The organism is Dentiradicibacter hellwigii, from assembly GCF_041770905.1.
Lineage (GTDB): Bacteria > Pseudomonadota > Gammaproteobacteria > Burkholderiales > Rhodocyclaceae > Propionivibrio > Propionivibrio hellwigii.
In genome coordinates this window covers 1,211,497-1,235,422 of record NZ_JBEUWX010000002.1, presented here as the reverse complement: position 1 = coordinate 1,235,422, position 23,926 = coordinate 1,211,497, and the positions used below count along the sequence as shown (strand labels likewise).

Sequence of the window (23,926 nt, the reverse complement as noted above, 5' to 3'; positions counted from 1 at the left end):
AAACCTTGCCGACGCTGAAAAAGGGTTGCGTTGAGGGTTGCGTTTTTTTGCGTTGCGTACTGCCTCACGAAAGGAATCCATCATGAACATCGCCGTTTTTCGCCGAATACTGCCATGCACCGCCCTTTGCCTTTGCTTTGCCGGCGCGCCGCTTGCACGCGCCGCCGAATCCGGCACGGACGCCGGCGGTTCCGGGAGTTCCACCAGTTCCGCCACTTCCACCAATTCCACCACGTCCACCAAGGCGGCCGTTGCGCCCGATGCTGAAATTGCGCATACCGGCGGCCTGCCCGGTTACGAGGTGATCAAGGCGCCGGCGAACATTGCCAGGCTTCCCCGCGTCAGGCAGAAGCTCGTCGCCCCGCCGAACGTGCCCGAACACAGTCAGGAATCGCCGGCCGCGCCGCGCCTCGTGCAGGTGGACATGACCATCGAGGAAAAAGAGATCGAGGTTGAACCGGGCGTCTTTATGTGGGCGTTTACCTTCAACGGTTCCGTGCCCGGTCCGATGATTATCGTGCACGAAGGCGATTACGTTGAACTGACGCTAAAGAATCCGTCGAAAAACCAACTGGTTCATAACATCGATTTCCATGCTTCGACCGGCGCGCTGGGCGCGGGCGACCTGACCTACGTGCAACCGGGGCAGGAAGTCACGGTGCGCTGGAAGGCGATTAAACCCGGTGTTTTCATCTACCACTGCGCGCCGGGTAGTCTGATGATCCCCTGGCATGTGACGCATGGCATGAACGGCGCCATCGCCGTGCTGCCCAAAGGCGGCCTGAAGGATAAAAACGGCAAAAAAATCCGCTACGACAGGGCGTACTACATCGGCGAGCAGGATTTCTACCTGCCGAAGGATGCGAACGGCAAATACAAGCGCTACGCCAGCCCCGGCGAATCGATGGAAGACGACTTGGTGGTGATGGAAAAACTGATTCCCACGCACGTCGTCTTTGGCGACCGCAAGGACGCCTACACGGGCGAGAAGGCGCTGACGGCTAAAGTCGGCGAAACCGTTATGTTCTATCACTCGCAGGCGAATCGTCCCTCGTATCCGCACCTGATCGGCGGCCACGGCGAGTACGTGTGGGAGCGCGGCAATCTGGCCGATAAACCGGCGCACAATCTGGAAACCTGGACGATCGCCGCCGGTTCCGCCGGCGCGGCGATGTACACTTTCAAGCAGCCGGGCGTTTATGCCTACCTCACCCATAACCTGATCGAAGCGTTCAATCTTGGCGCTGCGGCGCAGGTCAAGGTCGACGGCAAGTGGAACAACGATCTGATGGAGCAGCTCTTCGAGCCGCGCGCATTCAAGGAGTAGGGGCTTGCACGTTTTCCCGTGGTTTTGCCGTTCGCGCCCCGGGCATGGCCGTTGGATGCGGGCGGCCGGGCGGCGAGACAGGGAAAATGTCGAGCGAGATGTAGAAATTGTAGAAATGTAGCGCATATACGGCAAGAGGAAGCCGGCGCGGCAGGGAATCCGGGTTTATCGGCGGTATTCCGCGTATTCCGGCCTTTCGGCGGTCTTTGAATCTGGCAAGGAGTCGAATATGTCCAAGTATTTATCCGGGCGTTTGTCGCTTTCCGGTTTCCGGCGGCTGTTGTGCCTGTTTTTTCTGTTTTGCCTGTCCCCCAATCTTTTCGCCGCGAGTGCGGCGCGCGGGATGCCGCTCCATTTCGACCTGATCGGCGAGAAAGGGCGCGTCACGCAGGAAAGCTACCCGGGTAAATACCTGCTGCTGGCGATCGGCTACACCAACTGTCCGGACATCTGCCCGACGACGCTATACGAATACAGCGAAGTGATGCGCGCCATCAAGAATCCGGACGCCATTCAGCCGCTCTTCGTCACCATCGATCCGGTCAGTGACGATATGCACTATCTCAAAATTTATACCCACCATTTCCATGAACGTATCGAGGGTCTGAGCGGCGAGATGGAGAATTTGCGCGCGCTGACCGATCAGCTCGGCGCAACGTTCGGCTACCGGCTGAACGGCAAGAAGGTCGATAAGCCGACGCCGGGAACGGACTACAACGTCTATCACAGCGGTTTCATTTACCTGATTTCGCCCGAGCGCAAACTGATCGACATCTATGACTACCAGATTGGCCCCGCTGAGCTGACGAAAGCGCTCGATAAAGTGCTGGGCGAACCGGGCGGCCAAACCGGAAAAAGCGCCGCGGATGGCGACGCGCCGGGGGCCTCGGCAAAAAACGCGGCGGCGGCTTCCGTGCCGCCGGATCGATCCGCACAAGCGGCCCAGAATGCCCAGACGACGCAGCCGGCGGCTGCGGCCTGCCCCTTGCCCGTGGGCTTTTCCGCGGCGAAATCGAACACGGCGTTGAGCGACATTCTGCCGGAGATGAAAACGGGCGCGGAAGCGGGAAAACAGGGCGGCACGCTCGTACTGCTCAACGTTTGGGCGGCCTGGTGCGCGCCTTGCCGGATCGAGTTGCCGGCGCTGGACAAGCTGGCCGCCGCGCACAAAGATATTTCCGTGCAGACGCTCAATCTGGGTGATAAGCCGGCCGATATTGCCGCACTGTTTAGCAAAATGAATATCCGGACGTTGCCCCAAACCGGCAGCAATGATGCCGGCCTGCTGGCGCGCCTGGGCGCGGTTGGCCTGCCGTTTACCGCCCTGTTCGTCGATGGCCGGCAGGTCGCCAGCCGCAACGGCATTCTGGAGAGGACGGAAAGTATCGCCGACTTTGCGCGTTGCCGGGCCGCAGCGCGTTAATCTGCACGGCTGAATCATGAGCCAACCGTGCTTGCTTCCGTGCCGGTTCCATCGCGAGCTTGGCTGTGTGTCCGTACCGGCGGTGCAGACCTTCCGCAGCAATTTTTGCCCGTCCGGAAAAGTGGAGAAATTTATGAATGGCGTTCTTAACCGGAGTCCACGAAAGAAAGGAGAAACGATGACACTGAAGACACTAAAAGCGGCCCTGTTGGCTGCCGCTTGCGCACAAACAGCCATGCTGGCGCATGCCGCTGAACCCGCCATTGCGGCGCATACCGAGCTGAAGGATTGCGTCATTCAGGAAGTGCTGCCGGGCAAAAACATGACCGGCGCGTTCGTCCGCTTCGTCCATCACGGCGCGCCGGTGGAACTGGTGCGTGTTGAAATGCCCAGTGTCAGCCCGCGTATCGAGCTGCATAGCATGAAGATGAAGGACGGCGTGATGGAAATGGCCCGCATGACCGACCTGAAGCTGAGCGAAGGAGAGCGCCGGTTCAGGAAGGGGGGCGACCACGTCATGCTCTTTGACATCGCCCAAAATCCTGCCATCGGCAGTACGCATACGATGACCGTTTATTTCAGCGACAGCACCCAGGCCCATTGCCAGGCGGTGGTGAAGTCCGTGCGCGAGGTCATGAAAGACGCCGGCATCGACGCTGCCCCGGCGCATGACCATAATCATGACCACGGGCATAAACATTAAGCGGCGTTCGCTGGCCTGACGGGCGCGGGTTTGCGAAGGGGTGCCCGGAGCCCCTTTATCCACGGGCATTTCTGAAGGGGCGCCCGGAGCCCCTTTATCCACGGGCATTTCTGAAGGGGCGCCCGGAAGCCCTTGTAAACAGGGCATTTCAGAGCGCCTGCCCGGAGATGCCCATTCCATCAGGGTTTGCGGGCACCCCCGCTGAGATGCCCACCCCATAAGGATTTCCGGGCAGCCTGATTGCAGGCGTGCGTAGGCGTCATGGTTGAAAGGATGAAAATGAAGCGGCGGAAATTTCTTTTATCAGCAACCGGCGCGCTGCTGGCGCTGCCCGGTGCGGGCGCATTCGGCGCGCCGGTTGGGCGTTTTTTCAGTTTATGTTTTTTGATGCCCTGATCCCCTTGTATTTAAAGGGCTTCCGGGCAATTTATGTTTTCTGATCTGTTTTCGTAGCTTTCGGAGCATCCTCTTTTTGCCTGCTGAGATGTCCTATCCACGCGGGTTGCCGGTCATGTCCCTTCGCGCATTCAATCATTACGAAGCACCCAACCCCCTTAGGCGCAGCCGAAGGCGCGGGGCAGCTTGGCGGAAGCAAGGGCTTGATTGTCCGAGCGTGAGCGAGTTAATCAAGCCCGCCGCCAAGCAAACCCGCGACAAGGGGTTTTCTGCGCCTCGGGGTCGCCTTTCTTTACTGACTTTCTTTGGCGAAGCAAAGAAAGTCAGCGGGGCGCGCTGCCGCACAGCGCAACTGCATCAAGAGAAGTTTCGTAAGTGGAAGTCAGCGCGCAGGCTGTGGCAATTCCTATATTTAAGGTATCTCAGGGTGCCTGCCCGCTAGCCCGCGTATTTAGGGCATCTCCGAGAGGGGGTGCTCTAAAAGCTTAATAGCGGCTCGACTTTGCCAAAAGACAAGGCGGCGCGCTGTTGACAGTACGAGCGTACGGCAAGGCGAGCCAACGCCGTATTTTGGCAAAGGAAGTCGCACTATTCAGAGCGGATTTTTGAAAGGATGGAAATGAAGCGGCGGAAATTTCTTTTATCAGCGACCGGCGCGCTGCTGGCGCTGCCCGGTACGAGCGCATTCGGCGCGCCGGGCTGGGCGGATATCGACAGCGTCAAGCTCAAACCCGGACAGGTGGCGCTGAACGAGTCGCCGACCCGCTACGCTTTTGTCGCCGACAAATTCTCCAATTTCATCAGCATCGTCGATATTGTCAGCGGCGATTACATCGAGACGCTGGATTTAGGCTTCCGCCCGCAGGTTTTTGAAATGGCGCGCGACGACGCCATGATGGCCATCGGTTCGCCGGAAGTGTCCGGCATCTGCTTCTTCAATCTGACGACGCGCGAAAGGCGCTTCCTGCGCCTGCCGGCGCCGGTCTACCAGATTTTCTTCGTGCCGCAGTCGAAGCTGGTGGCCGTCGGCCTGCGCGACCGCGTCGGCATGATCGACTATGAATCGTTTTCCATCCGTATTTTTTCGCGGCGTTTCGATTCGCCGCAGCGCCAGACTGTGCTCGACACCTTTTATTCGCTGCTCTTCAGCTCGTTCAGCCGCACGTTCTGGATTCTCGATGAAGAACGCCCGCGCATCTTTCGGCGCCACTTCGATCAGGCGGCGAGGAACCTCGATGCCGCCGAAGATGTAAAAAATGCAAAAAGCGGCCAGGTAAAAAAAGCGGCAACAAAACCGCTGTGGAAAGAAATCGACTTCTCGCGTCGCATCAAAAGCCGCGCCGGCTTCGGCATCGGCATCGCCAGCCCGGAAGACCATCTGCTCGCGCTGACCGTCGACGACGGATCGGAAGGGCTGATCTATTTCCCGGAAACGGACACGCTGCGCTCCACCGGCCCCATGCGCACCGTCGGCACGACCAACGAGCCGATGATCCGCCCCTATATCGACGCCAACACGCAGCGCGTGATTTTTGCCGACGTGGAAGGCAATGTCGCGCTTTTCGACCTGACACGCGACGCCGCCAAGCCGCAGCGCTTCCGCGTTGATTTTTCGCCCCGCGTCATTCGCAGCGGCTGGCTGGAGAGCACGTGGCTGCTGGGCGGCGACAAGGCGTTGCTGTTCCAGTCGTTCGACGACCCGGACGATCGCAAGCTATTCCGCTTTCGGGCGCAGGTCGTCGATATGTGGGTAACGGGGGACAGCAAGACCGCGCTGGTGACGATCGACGAGCAGTTGCCGCAGATTTTTCGCTACGACATTCATACGCGCGAAATGCTCGCGCCGGTGCGGGTGCCGCGCATCACCATGGCCAGCAGCATCCGTATGGGCAGCAACAACAGCCTGTGCTACTGAGGGAATGCATCGTGGTGGGCGGCAGGATGAGCGCTGGGCACGCCGTGATGGCGGGAAGTTCGCCGATACGGCGGGTTTATTGCAGATTGGCCGACGGCGCAACGCCGATACGATTTTTTAGATGTTTAACGATAGATGCAGCGATCCGCCGAAGGTTTGCCTCACCGCGCAAGGCGGTATACGCTTAGCGCATTAATACGGCCATGACGGCCTGATTACGATGGAATCGATTATGAAAACTGACTGGACCGTTTGGGCGAAAAAAATATGCCGGCTGGCTTTTTCCCTGTGTTTCTGCGTTTGCACGTATGCCGTGGCGGCGGAATCGGCGGAAACCTCCGATTTTTCACGCGCCGCCGTGCCCGAACCGCTCAAAACCTGGGTGCCGTGGGCGCTCGACGAGGTTCCCGATGCCGCCTGCCCGCATCTCTTCAACCGGGATGCGCCGCGGCAATGCGTCTGGCCAGGCGTACTTGAACTGAAGGCGGACAGCCGGGGCGCCGCCTTTGCCCAGTACTGGCGCGTCTATCGCCCTACTTGGGTCGAACTGCCCGGCGAGACGCGGTATTGGCCGCAGGATGTGCAGGTCGACGGCAAGCCGGCGGTCGTGATCGGCCGCGGCGGCGTGCCTTCGGTGCGGCTGGAGGAAGGCAGCCACCGCCTCAGCGGCCGTTTTGCCTGGCGGGCGTTGCCTGAGTCGCTCGCCTTGCCGGCGCGTGCGGCGCTGCTGCATCTGGAAGTGGACGGCAAGATTGTTGCCCGGCCGGTGCGCGACGAGGACAACCAGCTCCGCCTGCAAGGCCGCAGCGAACGCGAAGCGGGCGACGAAGCGCAGATTCACGTTTATCGCAAACTGGCCGATGGGGTTCCCGTCACCGTCGAAACGCGCATCCGGCTGGATGTTTCCGGCAAGGCGCGCGAGCTGACGCTTGGCCGCATCCTGTTGCCCGGCACGTTGCCGCAGGATTTGCGCTCGCCCTTGCCGACGGCGCTGACGCAAGCGGGTGGCCTGCGCGTGCAGGCGCGCGCGGGTCGTTGGGACATTACGCTGATTGCGCGCTATCCGGGCGCGGTCAAGGCGCTGACGCTGGCCGGCGAGGGGGGCGAAGAAAAGATTGCTGGCAAGGCTGATACAGCGGATAACCGCAACAATGGGCAAAGCGAACAAGGCGGACAAAACGAACAAGAGAACGGGTCAGGCGAGCCGCCGGCCGATGCGGTAAAAAATACGGAAAGTACGGAAAATGCGGAAGCCACCCCGACGGGCGAGGCGCCGCTGTTGGCCGACGAGGAGGCCTGGGTCTTCCAGGCCGATCCGTCGATTCGCAGCGCAACGGTCGAAGGCGTCGCTTCCGTCGATCCGCAGCAGACCGATCTGCCCATGGAATGGCGACGTCTGCCCAGTTATCTGATGCGCCCCGGCGAGACGTTGACGCTCAAGGAAATCCGTCGCGGCGACAGCGACCCCGCGCCGGATCGCCTGAGCCTCGAACGTCAGGCATGGTTGAGTTTCGACGGCGGTACGCTGACCGTCAGCGACCGTCTGTCCGGGGAAATCGGCCGCGCCCGGCGGCTGGAGGTTGCCGCGCCGGCCAAGTTAGGCCGCGTCGATATCGACGGTGAGGCGCAATTGATTACGCGCAGCGGCGAGGCGGAAGACACGGCGGGCGTCGAGGTCAAACGCGGCCGGCTGACCATGAGTGCCGACAGCGAAATTTCCGGCGCGCCGCACCGCTTTAGCGCCATCGGCTGGCAGCATGACGCCGAGCGTCTGAACATGACGCTGAACCTGCCCGCCGGCTGGCGGCTGCTGCACGCATCGGGCGTGGATCGCGCCGGCGGCGCCTGGCTGGCGCAATGGAATCTGCTTGATTTCTTCCTGGTCATGCTGACTGCGCTGGCGGCCGGCCGCCTTTGGGGCGTGGGCTGGGGCGCCGTGGCGCTGCTGGCTATGATGCTGGTCTATCAGGAAGCGGATGCACCGACCTGGGACTGGCTGCTTCTGATCGCCGCCGTAGCGCTGTATCGCGTGCTGCCGGAAGGGCGCATGAAACGCGGCATGCATTTCATCCGTTGCGCCGGTGCATTGCTGCTGACGCTGCATCTGCTCTCCTTTGCCGTGGATCAGGTGCGGATGGCGCTCTACCCTGTGCTGGAAGGCGAGGGTTTGCGCACGGTGCAGGCCGGAACGGCGCAGCCGTACTCCCGCAATGAAATGGACGCCCTGCGGGAGGATGAGGATGCCGCCGTTCAGGAAGAAGCCATAGATGCGCGCGAAGCCCCGCAGGTGATGGCGATGCCCGCGCCGGAGGCGGTCCAGTTAGAGAAAGTGCCAGCCAAAATGGCTGCCGCGCCGCGCCATGCCGCTTCTTCCAGCAGCATGGCCGCCAAGAGTGCGATGCGCGCCCGTCAACGCGAAACCCCGATGCAGGCGGCCAAACGCAATGTCTACCAAATTGCCGACCCGGACGCCAAGGTACAGACCGGTAACGGCTTGCCCAACTGGCGCTGGAACGTACACTCGCTGACGTGGAATGGTCCCGTTGCCCAGGATCAGATGCTCAATCTCTGGCTGCTTTCGCCGCTGGCCAATAAGCTGCTCGTTGTTTTGCGCCTGGCGCTGCTGGCCGGTCTGCTGGCGCGCATTCTCGACCTGGTGCCGCGCGCTGCCGGAAAAACAGGCGGTATGGGTGGTCCGGGCAGCGGCCGGTCTTGGGGCTGGCTGGGCGGCTTCGCGCGGAAAGAAGGCGCGTCGCCTGCGGCGCAGTATGCACACTCCGGGCGCGCTCAGCCCGCCGTACTGCTGGTCGTGCTGGGCCTCGTGCTGACCGCCGGACTGAGCGGGCCGGTGCGGGCGGAACTGCCGAACAAGGCGCTGCTCGACGCATTGCGTGAAAAACTCACGCGCCCGGCCGAATGCCTGCCGGAATGCGCCGATATTTCACGCCTTTCCGTTCATCTGGCGGATGGCAGCCTGCGTCTGATCCTCGATGTCGAGGCGGCGGGCGACGTGGCGCTGCCGCTGCCGGGCGGTGTCAAGCAATGGCTGGCGAGTGAGGCGCGCATCGACGGCAAACCGGCTTACGTCTATACCGAAAACGAAAATGCCTGGCTGCTGGCGCCGGCAGGGCGTTCGCGCGTCGAACTGTTCGGGGTTCTGCCGGCCGCCGATGTCGTGCAGTTGCCTTTGCCGCTGCGGCCGCGCCGCGTCGAAGTACAAGCCGACGGCTGGGAGGTGGCCGGCATATCCGAAGAATCCGGCGTTGCCGATACCCTCCAGTTCTCCCGTCGCGCCGAAAAAGACAGTGCGGCCGATGCCGCCCGGGCGGCGCGGGGCAGGCAGGAAGCGCAGAACGCGCAGGATGCCGCCGTGCTGCCGCCGTTCCTGCGCGTCGAACGACGCTTGTTTTTCGATCTGAACTGGCGCGTGGAGACGACCGTGCGCCGCGTTTCGCCGCCCGGTGCGCCGGTGGTCGTGCAGGTGCCGCTGCTACCGGGCGAGTCGGTGACGACGGCGGGTATCGTCGTTAAAGAGGGGCAGGCACAGGTTAACCTGGCACCGCAGGCGACCAGTGTCGGCTGGGTATCGACCCTGGCGCCGCACGATGCGCTGACGCTGACGGCGCCTGAAACCGACGCCTGGGTTGAAAGCTGGATGATGAGCGCTTCACCGCTCTGGCACGTCGACGCCCAGGGTTTTCCGCCGGTGGCGCTGGGCACGGACGCGCAGGATGCCGACCTGAGTTTCCGACCCTGGCCGGGCGAGACCTTGCGGCTGTCGATCACGCGGCCGCAACCGGCGCCGGGACGGACGCTGACCATCGACACTTCGGCGCTGGCGGTGACGGCCGGCGCGCGTTCGAGCGATTATCACCTGAGCCTCTCACTGCGTAGCAGCCGCGGCGCCGATCACACGCTTACCTTGCCGGAAGGCGCGGTATTGCAGCGCGTCGCCATCGACGGCAAGACACAGCCGATTCGCCTGGATGGCCAGCGTTTGACGCTGCCGCTTGCGCCCGGCAAACAGGGCGTCGAAATCCTCTGGCGCGTCGAGCAGGACATGGCGCTGCGCTACGCAACGCAGCGCGTCGATCTCGGCCAGGACAGCGTCAATCACCGCGTGCAGCTGCAATTGCCGCGTGACCGCTGGTTGTTGCTGGCTGTCGGGCCGGGCATCGGGCCGGCCATTCTGTTCTGGGGCAAGCTGCTGGTGCTGCTGGTCGCTGCCGTGCTGATCGGCCGTTTCAGCGCCCGCAATGCAAGCTGGCCGCTGCGCAGGACATGGCAGTGGCTGCTGCTGGCGCTTGGTCTGACGCAGGCGTCGTGGTGGTCGGCGCTGATTGTCATCGGCTGGTTCGCCGTATTCGGCTGGCGCGCGCGGCAGAGCGCCGCTGTGCCGCTCAATCCGGCGATTTCTGCGGCTGCCGGGGAAAGCGAAGCGGCCAAATGGCAGGCGCGGATGTCGTCCAGGCTGTCGCACTGGCCGTTCAACCTGCGCCAACTCGGATTGGCATTGCTGACCCTGGTCATGCTGTCCGCGCTGTTTTCCATTGTCGAAAGCGGTCTGCTCGGTTATCCGGACATGCAGGTCGTCGGCAATGGATCGCACGCCTTCCGGCTCAACTGGTATCTCGACCGCGCCGAGGCGACGCCCCCCGGCGCCTGGGTGGTGACGCTGCCGATCCTGGTCTATCGCGGGCTGATGCTGCTCTGGGCGCTCTGGCTGGCGTGGTCGCTGCTCGACTGGCTGAAGTGGGGCTGGAACGCCTTCTCTGCTGGCGGCTTGTGGCGGCGCAGATCGAGGGTCCAGGCGTGAGCGCAATGTCGGGAAAAGCGCCGGCTGGGCGGCGGCGCGGGCGGAACGCCATAGCGTATCTGGTGTGCGTAGCGTGCGCATTGCGCTGCGCGTGTCGTGAGATACGTGAAGTATGCGAGAGACGTGAGAGATATGGGATACGCGCGGCACGGCGCATATCGTTCCTTTTCTGCGGCTCTGCCGCAGGTAGGTTGCGCTGTCCGCACGTTTTGCGCCGCGTGTTTCATTCCGTCTGCGCCGTGTTGTCCTCGAATGCTGCGCCCGTTGGCGCCTTGGCGGCCTATGCGGAATATCCGCCGGAGCCGTCGTTCGCGTTCATTCGCGCCGCTCTGCAATCCAACGGCCGGCGCTGCTGCGCACAGGCCGGAGGGCGCGTGTGATGTATTAAACCAAAGAGGAGTCTGCCATGAGTCTGTCTGCCGAAACTACCGCCGCCCTGCGTGACATCGGCCTGCGCCTGCGTGCGCTGCGGCGCGTTCTGTTCATCACCGGCGCCGGAATTTCCGCCGACTCCGGGTTGCCGACCTATCGCGGCGTCGGCGGGCTGTATAATGATGAGGCGACCGAGGACGGCATGGCCATCGAGGAAGCGCTGTCCGGCGCCTGCTTTGCCGCGCGGCCGGACATTACTTGGAAGTATCTGGCGCAGATCGAGCACAATTGCCGCCAGGCCGCGCCGAATGCCGCGCACCGTGCCATTGCCGCGCTCGATGACAGCCATGAGGTCGTCGTGCTGACGCAGAATATCGACGGGCTGCACAGCCAGGCGGGTAGCCGCAATCTGATCGAAATCCACGGCACGCTGGCCGAGCGCTACTGCACGCAGTGCGGCGCTGCGGCGGATACCGCCGATGCCGCAATACCGCCGCGCTGTCACCAATGCGGCGGCATCGTCCGCCCCAATGTCGTGCTGTTCGGCGAAATGCTGCCGGAGCGCGCGATCAGCCGCCTCTACCGCGAGCTGGATACCGGCTTCGATATGGTGTTCGTCATCGGTACGACGGCGGTTTTTCCCTACATTGCCGAGCCGGTTCTGCGGGCTGTGCAGCGCGGCGCACCGACGGTCGAGATCAATCCCGCGCATACTTTCCTGAGCAACCGGGTCTCATGGCATGTCGCTGCCGGTGCGGCAGAAGCGATGACGGCGATCTACGAAACCTGCCGGCAGACGCATTGAGATAGAGGCTGTCTTTGCCAGAATACTGTGTTGGCCTCGCCTTGCCGTATGACTTGTACTGTCTGGCTCGCCGCCTTGTCTTTTGGCAAAGTCGAGCCGCTATTAAGCTTTCGGGGTACTTCTATGAAACTCTCGTGGATAAAGGATTTCAGAGCCCCCTCTCTGAAACCCGCGTGGATAGGGCGTTTTCTGGCAGGTGCTCTGAGATGCCCTGTTTATAAGGATCTCCGGATACCCACTTCGGAGATGCCCGAAATACGCGGGCTTTGGACGATGCCTGCAATACCTTCTATACTGCCGGCTGGTCGTTCAGGCAACGCCAGGTATGGCAAAGAATGTCATTCCGGGCTGATGTGTTTTGGCCTTTATTGTTTATTTCACAGGGATTCGCACTATGGGTATTCGCGTCACGTATTACCAATCCAGCGATCAGAAACTGAAGGCGTACATAAACGACGAAGAAACGTCTGATGAACAAGAAGACGGCGAGAGACGCGAATGCGACGTTGATAAATCCTGGGATGTGCTGCATTTTGTCCTCATGGGGAAATCAGCCACGTATCCCATCCAGGGGGATTGTTTGAGCGAAGCCATCGTCGGCCAACATACGATTTTTGGTGAGCCGGATGACATATATGTGGCGGGCACCTATTCCGGGCATGTGTGTGAGATTGTCAAAGCGCTGCAAGAAGTTGATTTTGGTAAATGCCCGGAAAAATTTGCGCTGCGCGATTTTTATCGTGAGATGGTGGAAAAAGGCTGTTCCATGATCATGTCGAGGAGTTGAGTTTTTTGGTAAGAGCAGGTAATGGGCAACTTTCAGGACGCAGCGCGTTACGAGCGCTACATGGGCGGCTGGAGCCGCGCCGCCGGGGCGGCATTCCTCGACTGGCTGGCGCTGCCGGCCGGGCAAAGCTGGCTTGACGTGGGCTGCGGCGGTGGGGCGTTTGGCGTACAAATCCTGCAACACGCCGCCCCCGCCACCCTACACGGCATCGACATTTCCGCCGCGCAACTCGCCTACGCCCGCGCGCAGCTGCCGGCGCACGTCGTCCTGCAACAAGGCGACGCCGCCGCGCTTTCCTTCGACGCCGATACATTTGATGCCGTCGTTATGCCACTCGTCATCGTCTTTGTGCCCGACCCCGCCCGCGCCGTCGCTGAAATGGCGCGCGTCTGCAAACCCGGCGGCACCGTCGCCACCTACATCTGGGATCTGCCGCAGGGCTTCCCCTACGCTCCCGCCTTTGCGCTCCTGCATGAACACGGCGTACTGCCGCAGCGCGACGCCAGCGACGACATCACGCAACTGCCGCGGCTGCACGCCTTATGGGAACAGGCGGGGCTGACCGACATCGCCACGCGCGCCTTCCACGTCGCCTATCGCTTTCCCGACTTTGCCGCCTACTGGCAAGCGCTGGCGGACAGCGCCAGCATCGGCGAAGCATTCGCCGCCCTGCCGCCGGAAACGCGCCAAAGCGTGCAGCAGGCCTTGCGCCGCAGCCTGCCGATTGCTGCCGACGGCTGCATCACCTGCCACGCGCGCGCCCACGCCGTCAAAGGCCGGCGCGTGTGATAGCGGCGAATACCGCATTGACCTTAATAGCGGCTTCCTTTGCCAAAATACTGCGTTGCTGTGTTGGCCTTGCCATACTGCTTGTACTGTCAGCGGCTCGCCGCCTTGTCTTTTGGCAAAGTCGGGCCGCTATGCAAGGGTATTCGAAATACCCCATCTGAAACCCGCGAAGATAGGGCATCTCAGAGCACCCGTCCGGAGATGCCCTGTTTACAAGGGTTTCAGGATACCCCTCCGGAAATGCCCTAAATACACGGGCTTCCGGCCGGTTATCAAGCGCCTCGTTTTAGAAGTCCGCAGAAACTTCGAGGGCGCCGTGCGCCAGGTGTGTGGTGTCGGCCCAGCGGATGATGCGCCAGGCACTGGGAGAAATATCCAGCCAGCAGATGCCGGTGTTCGGGATGGGAAAATCGCGCGCCTTTTCCAGCGGAATGCCGTTGGCGCGACGATAGACAAGGTCGAGCGTGCCGCCATGCGTAACAGTGATGACGGTTTCCCCCGCATGCTTTACGGCCAGTGCGTCGATGCAGTCGTAGATGCGCTGCTGGTGCTGGCGCAGGCTTTCGCCGCCGGGCAGTACGTAATCCGGCAGGCGCTCGCGCAAAGCGCGCGCATCTTCGGGATAGGTCGCCGCCACGTCTTTGCGCACCATGCCTTCGCAGCGCCCGTAGTTGCGTTCGCGCAGGGCTATGAGGCGCGTGGGCGTCAGCCCCAGCGCCGCCGCAATCGGCTGCGCCGTCTGCCAGGCGCGTTGCAGGTCGCTGCTGTAAATGGCGTCGGCGCGCAGGCCGGTGAACTGACGAGCAGCCTGTTCCGCCTGAGCGCGTCCGCAGGCATTTAGCGGCAGATCCTTGTGCCCCTGCATCCGCTGCTCGGCGTTCCAGTCGGTCTCGCCGTGGCGGACGAGACACAGGCGCATCGGCGGTGTTGCGGCTGGGTGGGCGGCGGGCGGTGTGGTCAGCGGGTTCATCGGGTTCCTTGATAGGCGTCATTCGGTGCGCCGGGCTGTAGTGTCGCGGCGGCGCAGCGTTTCATTCAGCACTACCGCATGGCGGCGCCGAATGACAGCATAACGCACCCGACGAAGCTTGTCTTGCCCGACGGCGGGGGCATAAAAGACAGCGCGAGAGGCATGAAAAAGCGCGCGAAAGGCTGCGCGGGCAGGCGTTTTCAGAACGATGCCGAAAGGGATAGGAAGCATCCGCGGGAGCGGCGGCAGGGGGGCGGCGAGCGTCAAGATAAGACAAATACAGGGCAAATACACGGCAAGGCAATCGGGTTGTGGGGTGCCGTGCCGCCGGCATGCGGCTTCTGCGATGTCCGTCACTGCAAGGAATCCGGTCTGCCGGGCAGGGAGTGCTGTATTTATAGGAGGCTGATTGCTTCGACTATACTGGCGCCGTTGCCGCCATTCATGTCTTGAGGGAGATCAGCCATGCCGGAAATTTTGCCGCTATCCATCGCTGCCGACGAATTGGCGCGCTTTCGCGCCAGTGCGCCGCTCGTCCATTTATTGACCAACGAGGTCGTTCAGGAAATCAGCGCCAACGTGCTGCTGGCGGCCGGCGCCTCGCCGGCGATGATCGTCGCGGAGGAAGAGGTTGCCGCATTTGCCGCGCACGCCGGCGCGCTGCTGATTAACGTCGGCACGCTCTATCCGGCGCGGCTGTCCGCGATGCGCCTGGCCGTTGCGGCAGCCGTTCAGGCCGATGTGCCGTGGACGCTCGATCCGGTGGCGGTCGGTGCGCTGGCGTACCGCACGCAGTTTTGCCGGGAATTACTGGCCAGCCGGCCGGCGGCGATTCGCGGCAACGCTTCGGAAATCCTTGCGCTTGCCTGCGAAATAGACAGCGCGGATGGCGCGGACGGCGCGGATGGTGCGGACGGCGTGGGCGGGCGCGGCGTCGATACTCTCGCTCGCTCGGAAGCGGCAATCGACGCCGCACGGCAGCTGGCGCGGACGAGCGGCGCCATCGTCGCCGTCACCGGGCAGACGGATTACATCACCGACGGCGAAACCGTCTGGGCGACGCCGTGGGGGCATCCGCTGATGACGCGCGTAGTCGGCACCGGCTGTGCGCTCTCGGCCCTGGTGGCCGCACTGACGGCTGGTGCGCACAGCCGCACGAGCCGCCTCAATGCCGTCGCCGCCGCCTGCGCCATCGCCGGGCTGTGCGGCGAATGGGCGGCAGCGGAAAGCGACGGCCCCGGCTCATTGAAGGGCGCTTTTCTCGATGCGCTGTACCGCCTCGATCCGGAAGCCCTGCGGGGGCGGGCGATATGAAAAAACTCGATCTTTCGCTCTATCTGGTTTTGGACCCCGATCTGTGCGGCAGCCCGGACGGCATGGTGCGAACCGCACGGCTGGCGGCGGAAAACGGCGCGACGGCCGTGCAGTTGCGTGCGCCGCACTGGAAGAAGAAACAGTGGCTGGAAACGGCGCGCAAACTCAAGGCGGCGCTCTCGCCGCTCGGTGTGCCGCTGATTATTAACGACCAGGTCGACGTGGCGCTGGCGGCCGACGCCGATGGCGTGCATGTCGGCCAGGATGATCTGCCGGCAGCGGACGTGCGCCGCCTGATCGGGCCGGACAAACTGTTAGGCGTCTCGGTCTCGGATTTTTCCGAGCTGGCCGCTGTGCCGGCCACGGGCGTGGATTATCTTGGCGTCGGGCCGGTGTTTCCGACCGGTACCAAGCCGGATGCAGGCGCAGCCCTGGGTATCGCCGGCCTTGGCAAATTGGCGGCGGCCACGGCCCTGCCGGTCGTGGCGATCGGCGGCATCCGTTCGGTGCATTGCGGCGAACTCCTTGCTGCGGGGGTGCGCGGCGTTGCCGTCGTTTCGGCCATCTGCGGTCAGCCCGATCCGGCGCAGGCCAGCGCCGCACTGGCCGTCGCACTCGCCACTGCACTGAAAACTGCGCCGGCTGCATGCAGGTTAAATGCAGGTTAATAAGGGATGCCCGGAGCCCCTTGTAAACAGGGCATCTCAGAGGGGGGTGCCCGCCAGCCCTTTATTTATCAGGGTTTCCGGGCAGGGTACCCGGAAATGCCCTATCCACGCGGGTTTCAGAGGGGGTGCCTGGAAACGCCCTGTTGACGCCGTTTGCCGGAAGCCTGATGCGCGCCCATCGTCACCCGCCCGATGCCGTGGCCGATTGAGCGCGTGAACCGCATGGCGCCTTGCCGGCCCATGACTCGCGTTTAAATTAAACCGCCAGTCGCGCCAGTTGTGCGGCGGCGCCGGCGTGGTGGCGTTCAAGCGCTTGAATACACGGAGCAAAGCGTGCGCTTAAGCGCTCGTCCGCCTGCAATTGCGCCAGCCACTGCCGCGCCAGATCAAGCGCTTGTCGCCACTGCGCAGGGGTGATGTCGGCGCGCAGGGTCAGCGCGGGCAAGGCAGCGGGCAATCCGCCGCCGCTGGTGGGCGCAAACGCCATCGCCGTCATGTCATACACCGGTGCGAGGCGGTAGGGAGGCGCGCCATCATCGATAAAAGAAAGATTACCGCCGTGCATATCGCTGTTGCCAATCAGCGTGCCAAATGCCCACAGCAACGCGACGCGTTCGGCCGCTGCCGGCGTAATCACGCCCTGTTGCGCCAGCGCGCGCGTAACTCCCACCCAGCCTTCCGATGCGTTGCCGGTAAATTGCAAATCCAGCGCGGTGAGCGAATGCAGCCCCACGCGCCCCGTTGCGCCGACGCGGTCAAAGCGCGTGCTTTCCAGAAAGCGCTGTGCGGCGCTATCAATAATCGCGCTTGCCGCTGCGTCAAGCCCCGACGCGCGCAAGGTGGCAAGCGCCCAATATTCCGCCAGCAGCAAATCGCGCCAGCGCTCGCTCACGGAACCCGCCTCCGCTTCGCTGAATTTCACAATCACATGCCCGTCTGCCGTGTACGCTGTGAACTTCGGCTGCTCGCCACCCGCGGAAGAGCCGGCCAACTCGCCCGTTGCCGCCTGCGCCGCCAGCTCAGGATAGCGCCGGGCTTTATCTTCAACCTGCTCAGGCGCTTGCATATGTAAGAAACGCGCGCGGCACGCTTCGCCAATCAGCAAATCGCCGCTCATATCCACGCCATCCGCCAGCAGCGCGCGCAGCACATGGTGGTCGGCCCAGCGGCGAATATCTTCAGGAAAATCAAAACGCTGCGCATGCTGGCGCGCCCACGCCCGCCCCAAATACCCCTGCGGGCGCATATCGTACAGCCACCACGGCAGATCGTCGCTACGCACACTGCGCCCCGATGCCTCCTGCATCACAAAGCCTTGCGGATAGATCGCGAGTAACTGCCCCAGAAACAGCAATTTACCCGCGCCATCGACACGATAAACCGGCATTTCAGGCAGACCGTGGCGCCGGTCACGCAGCGCATATTGAATAGATTTTCCCTTGCCGATGCGCACCACCTCATCGCCCAGCGCTTTTAGTTGGCGCGACAAAGTCGGCTGGCTAATTTTAATAGAATCAATTAGTTGCGAAGGAGTTGCTACGCCTTGCGTAAGCGTTTGGCGGATGGTTTCGGCGTAATCAGGCATGGTGATGAATAGAATTATGAATAGATTGGTGAATAGTATATTACAAATAATTTGCTGTGGCTCCCCTTGCAAAGGCGAGCGATGGCGGCTTCCTTTGCCATGTAAAAAAATAGACTGCTCATCCCGCAGCCCTGCGGGTTGTTTCCCTTTAAAAAAGGAGCGGAGAACGATTTATGTTTTTTGATGCGCTGAGCCCCTTGTATTTAGCGGGGTTCGGCGCGATTTATGTTTTCTGGTCTGTTTGAATGGTTTTTAGAGGAGCGCTCCGAAGACGTAAATAGCGGCTTAACTTTGCCGAAAGACAAGACGGCGAGTTGGCGGCGAGTTTTTTGTCGGGCATTGATGCCCGACGGTCGTTTGTCTAACGATCTGTCGGGTGCAAAAATCTGATTTATGTTTTTTGATGCACTGGAGCCCTTATGTTTAAAGGATTTCCGGGCGTTTTATGTTTTCTTCCCTATTTGTGCGAGTTTTGGCGGGAGGGGTAGAAGCCGCCATTGGGCTATTGCTGCGGATGGCGGCGCAGGAATTTTTGGCTGCGTTCGCGGATGTCTAAGAGGGCCTCGGTGGCATCGTCGTATGTGGCGGAAAGCCCTTGTTCGTAGGCGACGGCGGGCGGCGAGTCGAGCCACGAGCCCATGCCGCCAAAGACTTGCGAGCCTTGTAACGCCCGCGCCAGGCGTTCGGTGGCGGGCAGCGTTTCGTCATCGAGTGCGCGGCGCGCGGCGCGAAACGTGCGCGTCCAGCCGGGGAAATTCAGGGTGTCGGCAAGCGCGGCGATGTTGTCGAGCGCGCGGCGGAAGTCGCCGATGAGAGCCTCGTCGGTGGCGGGGGCGTCGGGTGTTTTGCCCTTTTGTTGATTCATTTGATGTGGCGAACTCTTTGCCGCGGAGGCGCGCGGCATTGCCGTCGTTTCGGCCATCTGCGGCCAGCCCGATCCGGCGCAGGCCAGCGCTGTGCTGGCTGCCGCACTCGCCGCCGACCGCCGACCAGATGAATGGTCGGCCGGATAAAACCGGCGGCGGGTCAAGCGGCGATGCTTCCCGCTATGGTTACACCAGTGTCTTGATCAGCGTATCCCGATCACCCGGCAAAAGATCCATCGGCGCGATCTCCGGCACGGTGTAAGCCCCAGGCTTCAGGTGATGCGCGGCGGCGCGTGCGCAGGAGGTCATGACCTGGGCGGTCAGTGCCGGGTTATTGATCGTCATGCGGAATTCAAAGCGCTGATTTTGCGTGACGCCGCTGACGCCCTTGCGTGTCATGCGCACGCCGTGGCCCATGTCTTTCAGCGTATCGATGCTTTCGACGGCAAAAACGTGCGTGTCGTCCTTGATAAAGTAGTCGTCGCTCTTGATGGCTTTTTCTACGGCAGAAAAATCCGCGCCGGCTTCCAGTTCGACATAGACCATGCGGCGATGCACGCCGGAACCGGCGGGAATCGTCATCGACAGGGCATCCTTGACGCCCGGCTTGGATTTGGCGCAAACCGAGTGCCCCATGCTCATGCCCGGGCCGAAATCGGTGTACGTCAGCCCTTTCGGCGCCATCGCCAGCAGCAGCGTGCGCATCAGCGAATCGCTGCCCGGATCCCAGCCGGCGGAAACGACGGCAACACTGTTGTGTTGCTTGCCAATGGCGTCCAGATTTTTGCGCAGCGCCAAAAGCGATTCGCCGTGAATGTCAAAACTATCGACGGTGTGGATGCCGCGGCGCAGGTACTCGGGCGCGGTATCGGGAACGCTGCGCGTCGGGCAGCAAAGCAGCGCCACATCGACCTTGCCGAGCGCTGAAACGTCGGTAACGATGGGAACGCCCGCCAGTTCGGAAGGGACGGCGGCTGCGGAACGGCGGACGATGCCGGCCAGTTCCATATCCGGCGCGGCGCGCACGGCTTCTACGGCACTATGACCAATGTTGCCGTAGCCAACGACGGCGATTCTTGTCAAACTCATGATGTCACTTTCAATCAGTAAAAACGAAAGAAAAACGCTCCGCATTCAGCGAAGGCAAAAGCACGTGCAGAATACCAGATATTTTTGGGCGTCCAGTTTTCGGGCGGATCGGAAAAATAAGGAAGGCGAGTCATGACGCCTTGGAACGCCGCTCCCGCCATTGCGCGGCGAAGGCGAGCGCATCGGGCAGGAAAGCGCGGAAATCGGCGGCGAAACCGTCCGGATCGGCGAGAAATTCCTCAAAACCGCCTGCCAGCGGATTGGCGCGTTTGAGCCGGTGGATCGACATTTGGTCAATCGCTCGGGCGACAGCGGCCGGGTTTCGGTAGTGCGTCAGCCAGTCTTCCCGACACATCCGTTCGGCGACAGCGCGGGCGGGTGCGGGCAGGACGTGGAGGTAAGCCGGCAGCGCGGCATAGATTGCCGCCGTGTAGACGGCGAGCGGCGGGTGGGCATCGCCGGTTTCTGTTGCCGTGCTGGAGGACTTTGTCCGGAAGGCGGGTTCGCCTGGCCAGTCGCGCGCCAGCAGGTGATCGTAGAAAAGGTCGACCAACACGCCAGCGACGCGCCGTCGCCGGGAGCTGACGCGCGCCCGGCTGGCGAGAAAAGCGGGATGCCGGTCGGCATAGCCGTCGATGGCGCGGTGCAGGGCGACCCCCGATGCCAACGCCGGCGGCAGGCCGGCGGGGAGCGGCCCTTTGATGAAGTCGCCGAGCAGACCACCGATGCGATCGGCCTCGTCAACCCCGGCCAGTACGGTATGTGCAAGGAAATTCATCGGGCGCAACTGCTGGTGGGCATTGGCTTGTTGAGAGGCATTTTTCGGCCATCATGCCGTTTCAATGATTGCAAAGTCGTGGCTGATTTCAGCACTTTGGGCAAGGATGATCGAGGCAGCGCCGTATTTTTCCTGGGAAAGCGTGGTGGCGCGATGGCGCGGGCGATGACCTCTGGCTTGAGCTGAACATTGAGCTAAACACTTTGCCGCTGATAGAAAAATGAAAGTGAATTTTCGTGAAAACCGTGGGCTCGCTTGCGGAGCGCTCGGCGCGCTCGGCGCACTCGGCGCTCAGGCTGACTGCGCAGGCATCGTGCTGCAAATGCGTTGATGATTGCCGATAGGCTCGATTCGCCGCCTGACTTCGGCGGGTGTCTGACCTGTCTGCGTTGCGTATCCGCCTATACGATTGCAGCCTTGACCGTACGAGAGCCCGATCGTGTGCCTATGTCAGCGGGTTGAACCAGCCGCCCTGATTCATGATCAGCCGGTCGGCCGCGCGCGGCCCCCAACTGCCGGGAGCGTAGGGCTGCGTTAGCGGGTGCGATTCAAGAATCGGTTCAACGACGGCCCAGGCGGCCTCGACGGCATCTTGCCGGATGAACAGGGCGCCGTTGCCCATCATGGCCTCGCCAAGCAGGCGTTCGTAAGGCGTTTCGGCCGCCAGATATTCGTCGAGCAGGAACAGTTCGCGCTGTTCGCCAATGAATTCTTTTCCGCTGCGCTTGACGCGCGCTGCCAGGGCGATTGCCGAACGCGGCGAGAGGCGGAAGCGCAGATAGTTGGGCGGGCCGTTGTGCTGCGAGTCGTTGAACAGGCGTTGTGGCGGCGGCTTGAGCTGGACGACTACCTCGGCGGCGGTTTCGGCCAGGCATTTCCCGGCACGCAGGAACCAGGGCACGCCGGCCCAGCGCCAGGAGTCGATGAACAGGCGCAGGGCGCAGAAGGTTTCGACGTCGGAATTGGGGGGGACGCCGGCCTCGGATTTATAGCCTTCGTACTGACCGCGCACGATGTCTTCGGCGCTCAGCGGGCACATGGACTGGAAGACTTCGGCGGTCTTGTCATGCACGGCGCCGTAGCCCCGATAGGCTGGTGGCTCCATGGCCAGCAGGGCGACGATCTGGAACATGTGGTTCTGCACGACGTCACGCAGGCAACCGGCCGTTTCGTAGAACGCGCCGCGCCCTTCGACGCCGAATTTTTCTGATAGCGTAATTTGCACGCTGTCGATGTAATTGCGGTTCCAGATCGGCTCCAGGAAAGCGTTAGCGAAGCGAAAATACAGGATATTCATGATCGCTTCTTTGCCGAGGTAGTGATCGATGCGGAATATCGAGTTTTCCGGAAAGGCCGACAGCGCGATGCGATTGAGTTCCATCGCCGATTTAAGGTCGCGGCCGAAGGGTTTTTCGACGATCAGGCGGGCGTTTTTTGCCAGCCCGGAATCGCGCAGGCCGGTAATCATCGTCTCGAACAGCGCCGGTGGAATGGCGAGGTAGTGCGCTGGACGCTCCGCCAGATCGAGCGCCTCGCGGATCATGGCAAATGTTGCCGGGTTTTTGTAATTGCCGCTGACATAGCTAAGCTTGGAGAGCAGCGTCTGCATGGCCTCCGGATCGTCAATGCCGCCGTTTTCCATGATGCTCTCAGTGGCGCGCTGGCAAAGCTGCTCCTGCGTCCACGGCGATGAGGCGACGCCGATGACGGGGACGTTCAGCGTACCGCGCTTGGCCATGGCATAGAGCGAAGGAAAAATCTTTTTGCGGGCAAGATCGCCGGTAACGCCATAGAGCACCAGCGCGTCACAGGGGCTGGCTTTTTGCGGAGTAAAGTTCATATCGTCTTCCTGAATCGTCAAGTCGGTCTGTCCAGCGTGAACAGCGCGCCGCGCAGAATACCTCAATGCCGCTGCGCAGGGAAATGGCGTGCGCCGGAATACCGGGGCTGGCGCGTCCTCGGGCGACAGCGGTCAGTGTTCTCGGCATCGGCTCGGCGTATTTCGGTATATGATGGCCTTCCGGCTGTTGGCCGGAGCAATGACGCTGTCTTTGGGAATGACCGTGTTTCCGGCACGTAAGCTGTTCGGCCTCAGGATCGGTGTATGCGACGTGCGAAAAATTCTGCCGTTTCGTGCGGTGTTCGGCGCGCCGCTGGCGCTGGTGAACGTTTGTCCCCTGCGCTCGTGGGATTGCAGGTGCTGGCCAATTTTTGATGTGAGGGAAACCATGAAAGCCGTTTGTCTCAGCGCTCCTGGCGAGATTGCCTTGGTCGATCTGCCCGAGCAACGGCGCGGCCGCGACGAAGTGTTGATCCGCGTGCGTAGCGCCGGTATTTGCGGTTCCGATATCGGCGCCTACAAGGGCGTGAATCCCTTGGTGTCTTATCCGCGCATCATCGGGCACGAAGTTGCCGGCGAGGTGGTCGAGGTGGCGCCGGACGAGACGCTGTTCAAGGTCGGCGAACGGGTCATCATCGAACCTTATGTTTACTGCGGAAAGTGTTATCCGTGTTCGATCGGCCATACCAACTGTTGTGAGCATCTGACCGTGCGCGGCGTACATATCGACGGCGGCATGGCCGAATATATTTCGCATCCGCGTCATTTGCTGCACAAAGTGCCGGAGGGCATTCCGTGGCATCTGGCGCCGCTGGCCGAACCGCTGGTCATTGCCATGCATGCGGTCAGGCAGGCCGAAGTCAAGGCTGGACAACATGTCGTCATCACGGGCGCCGGACAGATCGGCCTGCTCGCGGCGCAGTATGCGCTGACGCTGGGCGCCATTCCGGTCATCGTTGACCCGGTTGATGCGCGATTGTCGCTCGCACATGCGCTCGGCGTGGCGCATACGCTCAACCCAGCCGGCGCCGATGTTCTGGCGGCAATTCAGACGCTGACACAGGGACGTATGGCCGAGGCCGTCATCGAATGCTCTGGCGCTGCGCCGGCCATTCGCAGCGCCCTAGATTATGTTTCCTACGCCGGTCATATCGCCCTGGTCGGCTGGCCAAAGGCGGAAATTCCCTTGCCGACGGCGCTCTTTACCAAAAAAGAGCTGACTGTGCGCGGTTCGCGTAACAGTGTCGGCCAGTTTCCGGAAAGCCTGCGTCTGATTGCCGAAGGCAAAATCGATGTCGGCGCGTTGTTGACTTGCAGCGTCCCGCTGGCAGAAACGCCTGCCATCGTGGCTGATATTTCCGAACACCCGGAAAAATATCTGAAAGTAACCTGCGTGTTTTGATACGCTATCGCATGTGCCGAGATGCGCCTTTCGGCCTGCTTCTATAGATGGGCGGGCGACTCGCGTAGCGATGTCGGTTGC

General features: G+C 62.0%; 17 protein-coding genes. 11 read left to right on the top strand and 6 right to left on the bottom strand.

The window, feature by feature from the left end; all coding sequences use genetic code 11:
* The first annotated feature begins 82 nt into the window (after positions 1-82).
* From nirK to ABCS64_RS07920, 8 genes are all read left to right on the top strand, one after another.
* Positions 83-1,327: a copper-containing nitrite reductase gene (gene nirK, locus ABCS64_RS07955; RefSeq protein ID WP_418891324.1), complete on the top strand. Its 1,245-nt coding sequence runs from the start codon at positions 83-85 to the stop codon at positions 1,325-1,327.
* 229 nt (positions 1,328-1,556) lie between these two features.
* Complete coding sequence (locus ABCS64_RS07950; protein WP_418891323.1) at positions 1,557-2,750, top strand: SCO family protein; 1,194 nt, start codon at positions 1,557-1,559, stop codon at positions 2,748-2,750.
* A gap of 178 nt (positions 2,751-2,928) precedes the next feature.
* Positions 2,929-3,453, top strand: coding sequence for a copper chaperone PCu(A)C (locus ABCS64_RS07945; RefSeq protein WP_418891322.1), 525 nt, complete (start codon positions 2,929-2,931; stop codon positions 3,451-3,453).
* A 1,015-nt stretch (positions 3,454-4,468) separates the two neighbouring features.
* On the top strand, positions 4,469-5,764 hold the full coding sequence (locus ABCS64_RS07940; protein ID WP_418891321.1) for a YncE family protein: 1,296 nt from the start codon (positions 4,469-4,471) through the stop codon (positions 5,762-5,764).
* A 232-nt stretch (positions 5,765-5,996) separates the two neighbouring features.
* Complete coding sequence (locus ABCS64_RS07935; protein ID WP_418891320.1) at positions 5,997-10,580, top strand: hypothetical protein; 4,584 nt, start codon at positions 5,997-5,999, stop codon at positions 10,578-10,580.
* Between the two features lie 406 nt (positions 10,581-10,986).
* Positions 10,987-11,757, top strand: a complete 771-nt coding sequence (locus ABCS64_RS07930; RefSeq protein WP_418891319.1) for an NAD-dependent protein deacylase — start codon at positions 10,987-10,989, stop codon at positions 11,755-11,757.
* 394 nt (positions 11,758-12,151) lie between these two features.
* Positions 12,152-12,544 carry a DUF1877 family protein gene (locus tag ABCS64_RS07925; RefSeq protein WP_418891318.1) on the top strand — a complete coding sequence of 131 codons (393 nt, stop codon included), beginning with the start codon at positions 12,152-12,154 and terminating at the stop codon, positions 12,542-12,544.
* Positions 12,545-12,565: 21 nt separating this feature from the next.
* Complete coding sequence (locus ABCS64_RS07920; protein WP_418891317.1) at positions 12,566-13,333, top strand: class I SAM-dependent methyltransferase; 768 nt, start codon at positions 12,566-12,568, stop codon at positions 13,331-13,333.
* Positions 13,334-13,619: 286 nt separating this feature from the next.
* On the opposite strand, the gene ABCS64_RS07915 is transcribed toward ABCS64_RS07920, so the two are convergent.
* Positions 13,620-14,303, bottom strand: coding sequence for a histidine phosphatase family protein (locus ABCS64_RS07915; protein WP_418891316.1), 684 nt, complete (start codon positions 14,301-14,303; stop codon positions 13,620-13,622).
* 465 nt (positions 14,304-14,768) lie between these two features.
* Here ABCS64_RS07915 and thiM point away from each other — a divergent pair, with 465 nt between their 5' ends.
* The gene (thiM, locus tag ABCS64_RS07910) at positions 14,769-15,617 is read left to right on the top strand and encodes a hydroxyethylthiazole kinase (protein ID WP_418891315.1); all 849 of its coding nucleotides are present in this window, start codon (positions 14,769-14,771) and stop codon (positions 15,615-15,617) included.
* Entirely contained in the window at positions 15,614-16,285 is a 672-nt protein-coding gene (gene thiE / locus ABCS64_RS07905; RefSeq protein ID WP_418891314.1) for a thiamine phosphate synthase, read from the top strand. Before thiM ends, thiE begins: the two co-directional genes overlap by 4 nt.
* 256 nt (positions 16,286-16,541) lie before the next feature.
* Here thiE and yjjJ read toward each other — a convergent pair whose 3' ends face one another.
* From yjjJ to zwf, 5 genes are all read right to left on the bottom strand, one after another.
* Positions 16,542-17,870, bottom strand: a complete 1,329-nt coding sequence (gene yjjJ, locus ABCS64_RS07900; protein WP_418891313.1) for a type II toxin-antitoxin system HipA family toxin YjjJ — start codon at positions 17,868-17,870, stop codon at positions 16,542-16,544.
* A 502-nt stretch (positions 17,871-18,372) separates the two neighbouring features.
* Positions 18,373-18,900 carry a hypothetical protein gene (locus ABCS64_RS07895; RefSeq protein ID WP_418891312.1) on the bottom strand — a complete coding sequence of 176 codons (528 nt, stop codon included), beginning with the start codon at positions 18,898-18,900 and terminating at the stop codon, positions 18,373-18,375.
* 22 nt (positions 18,901-18,922) lie between these two features.
* Positions 18,923-19,825, bottom strand: a complete 903-nt coding sequence (locus ABCS64_RS07890) for a diaminopimelate dehydrogenase (RefSeq protein ID WP_418891311.1) — start codon at positions 19,823-19,825, stop codon at positions 18,923-18,925.
* Positions 19,826-19,955: 130 nt separating this feature from the next.
* A complete protein-coding gene (locus tag ABCS64_RS07885) occupies positions 19,956-20,603 on the bottom strand; it encodes an acyl carrier protein phosphodiesterase (RefSeq protein WP_418891310.1) in 648 nt (215 codons plus the stop codon).
* A gap of 445 nt (positions 20,604-21,048) precedes the next feature.
* Positions 21,049-22,443 (bottom strand): glucose-6-phosphate dehydrogenase, encoded by a 1,395-nt coding sequence (zwf, locus tag ABCS64_RS07880; RefSeq protein WP_418891309.1) that lies wholly within the window; start codon positions 22,441-22,443, stop codon positions 21,049-21,051.
* Positions 22,444-22,831: 388 nt separating this feature from the next.
* Here zwf and ABCS64_RS07875 point away from each other — a divergent pair, with 388 nt between their 5' ends.
* A complete protein-coding gene (locus ABCS64_RS07875; RefSeq protein WP_418891308.1) occupies positions 22,832-23,845 on the top strand; it encodes a zinc-binding alcohol dehydrogenase family protein in 1,014 nt (337 codons plus the stop codon).
* Positions 23,846-23,926: the final 81 nt, after the last annotated feature.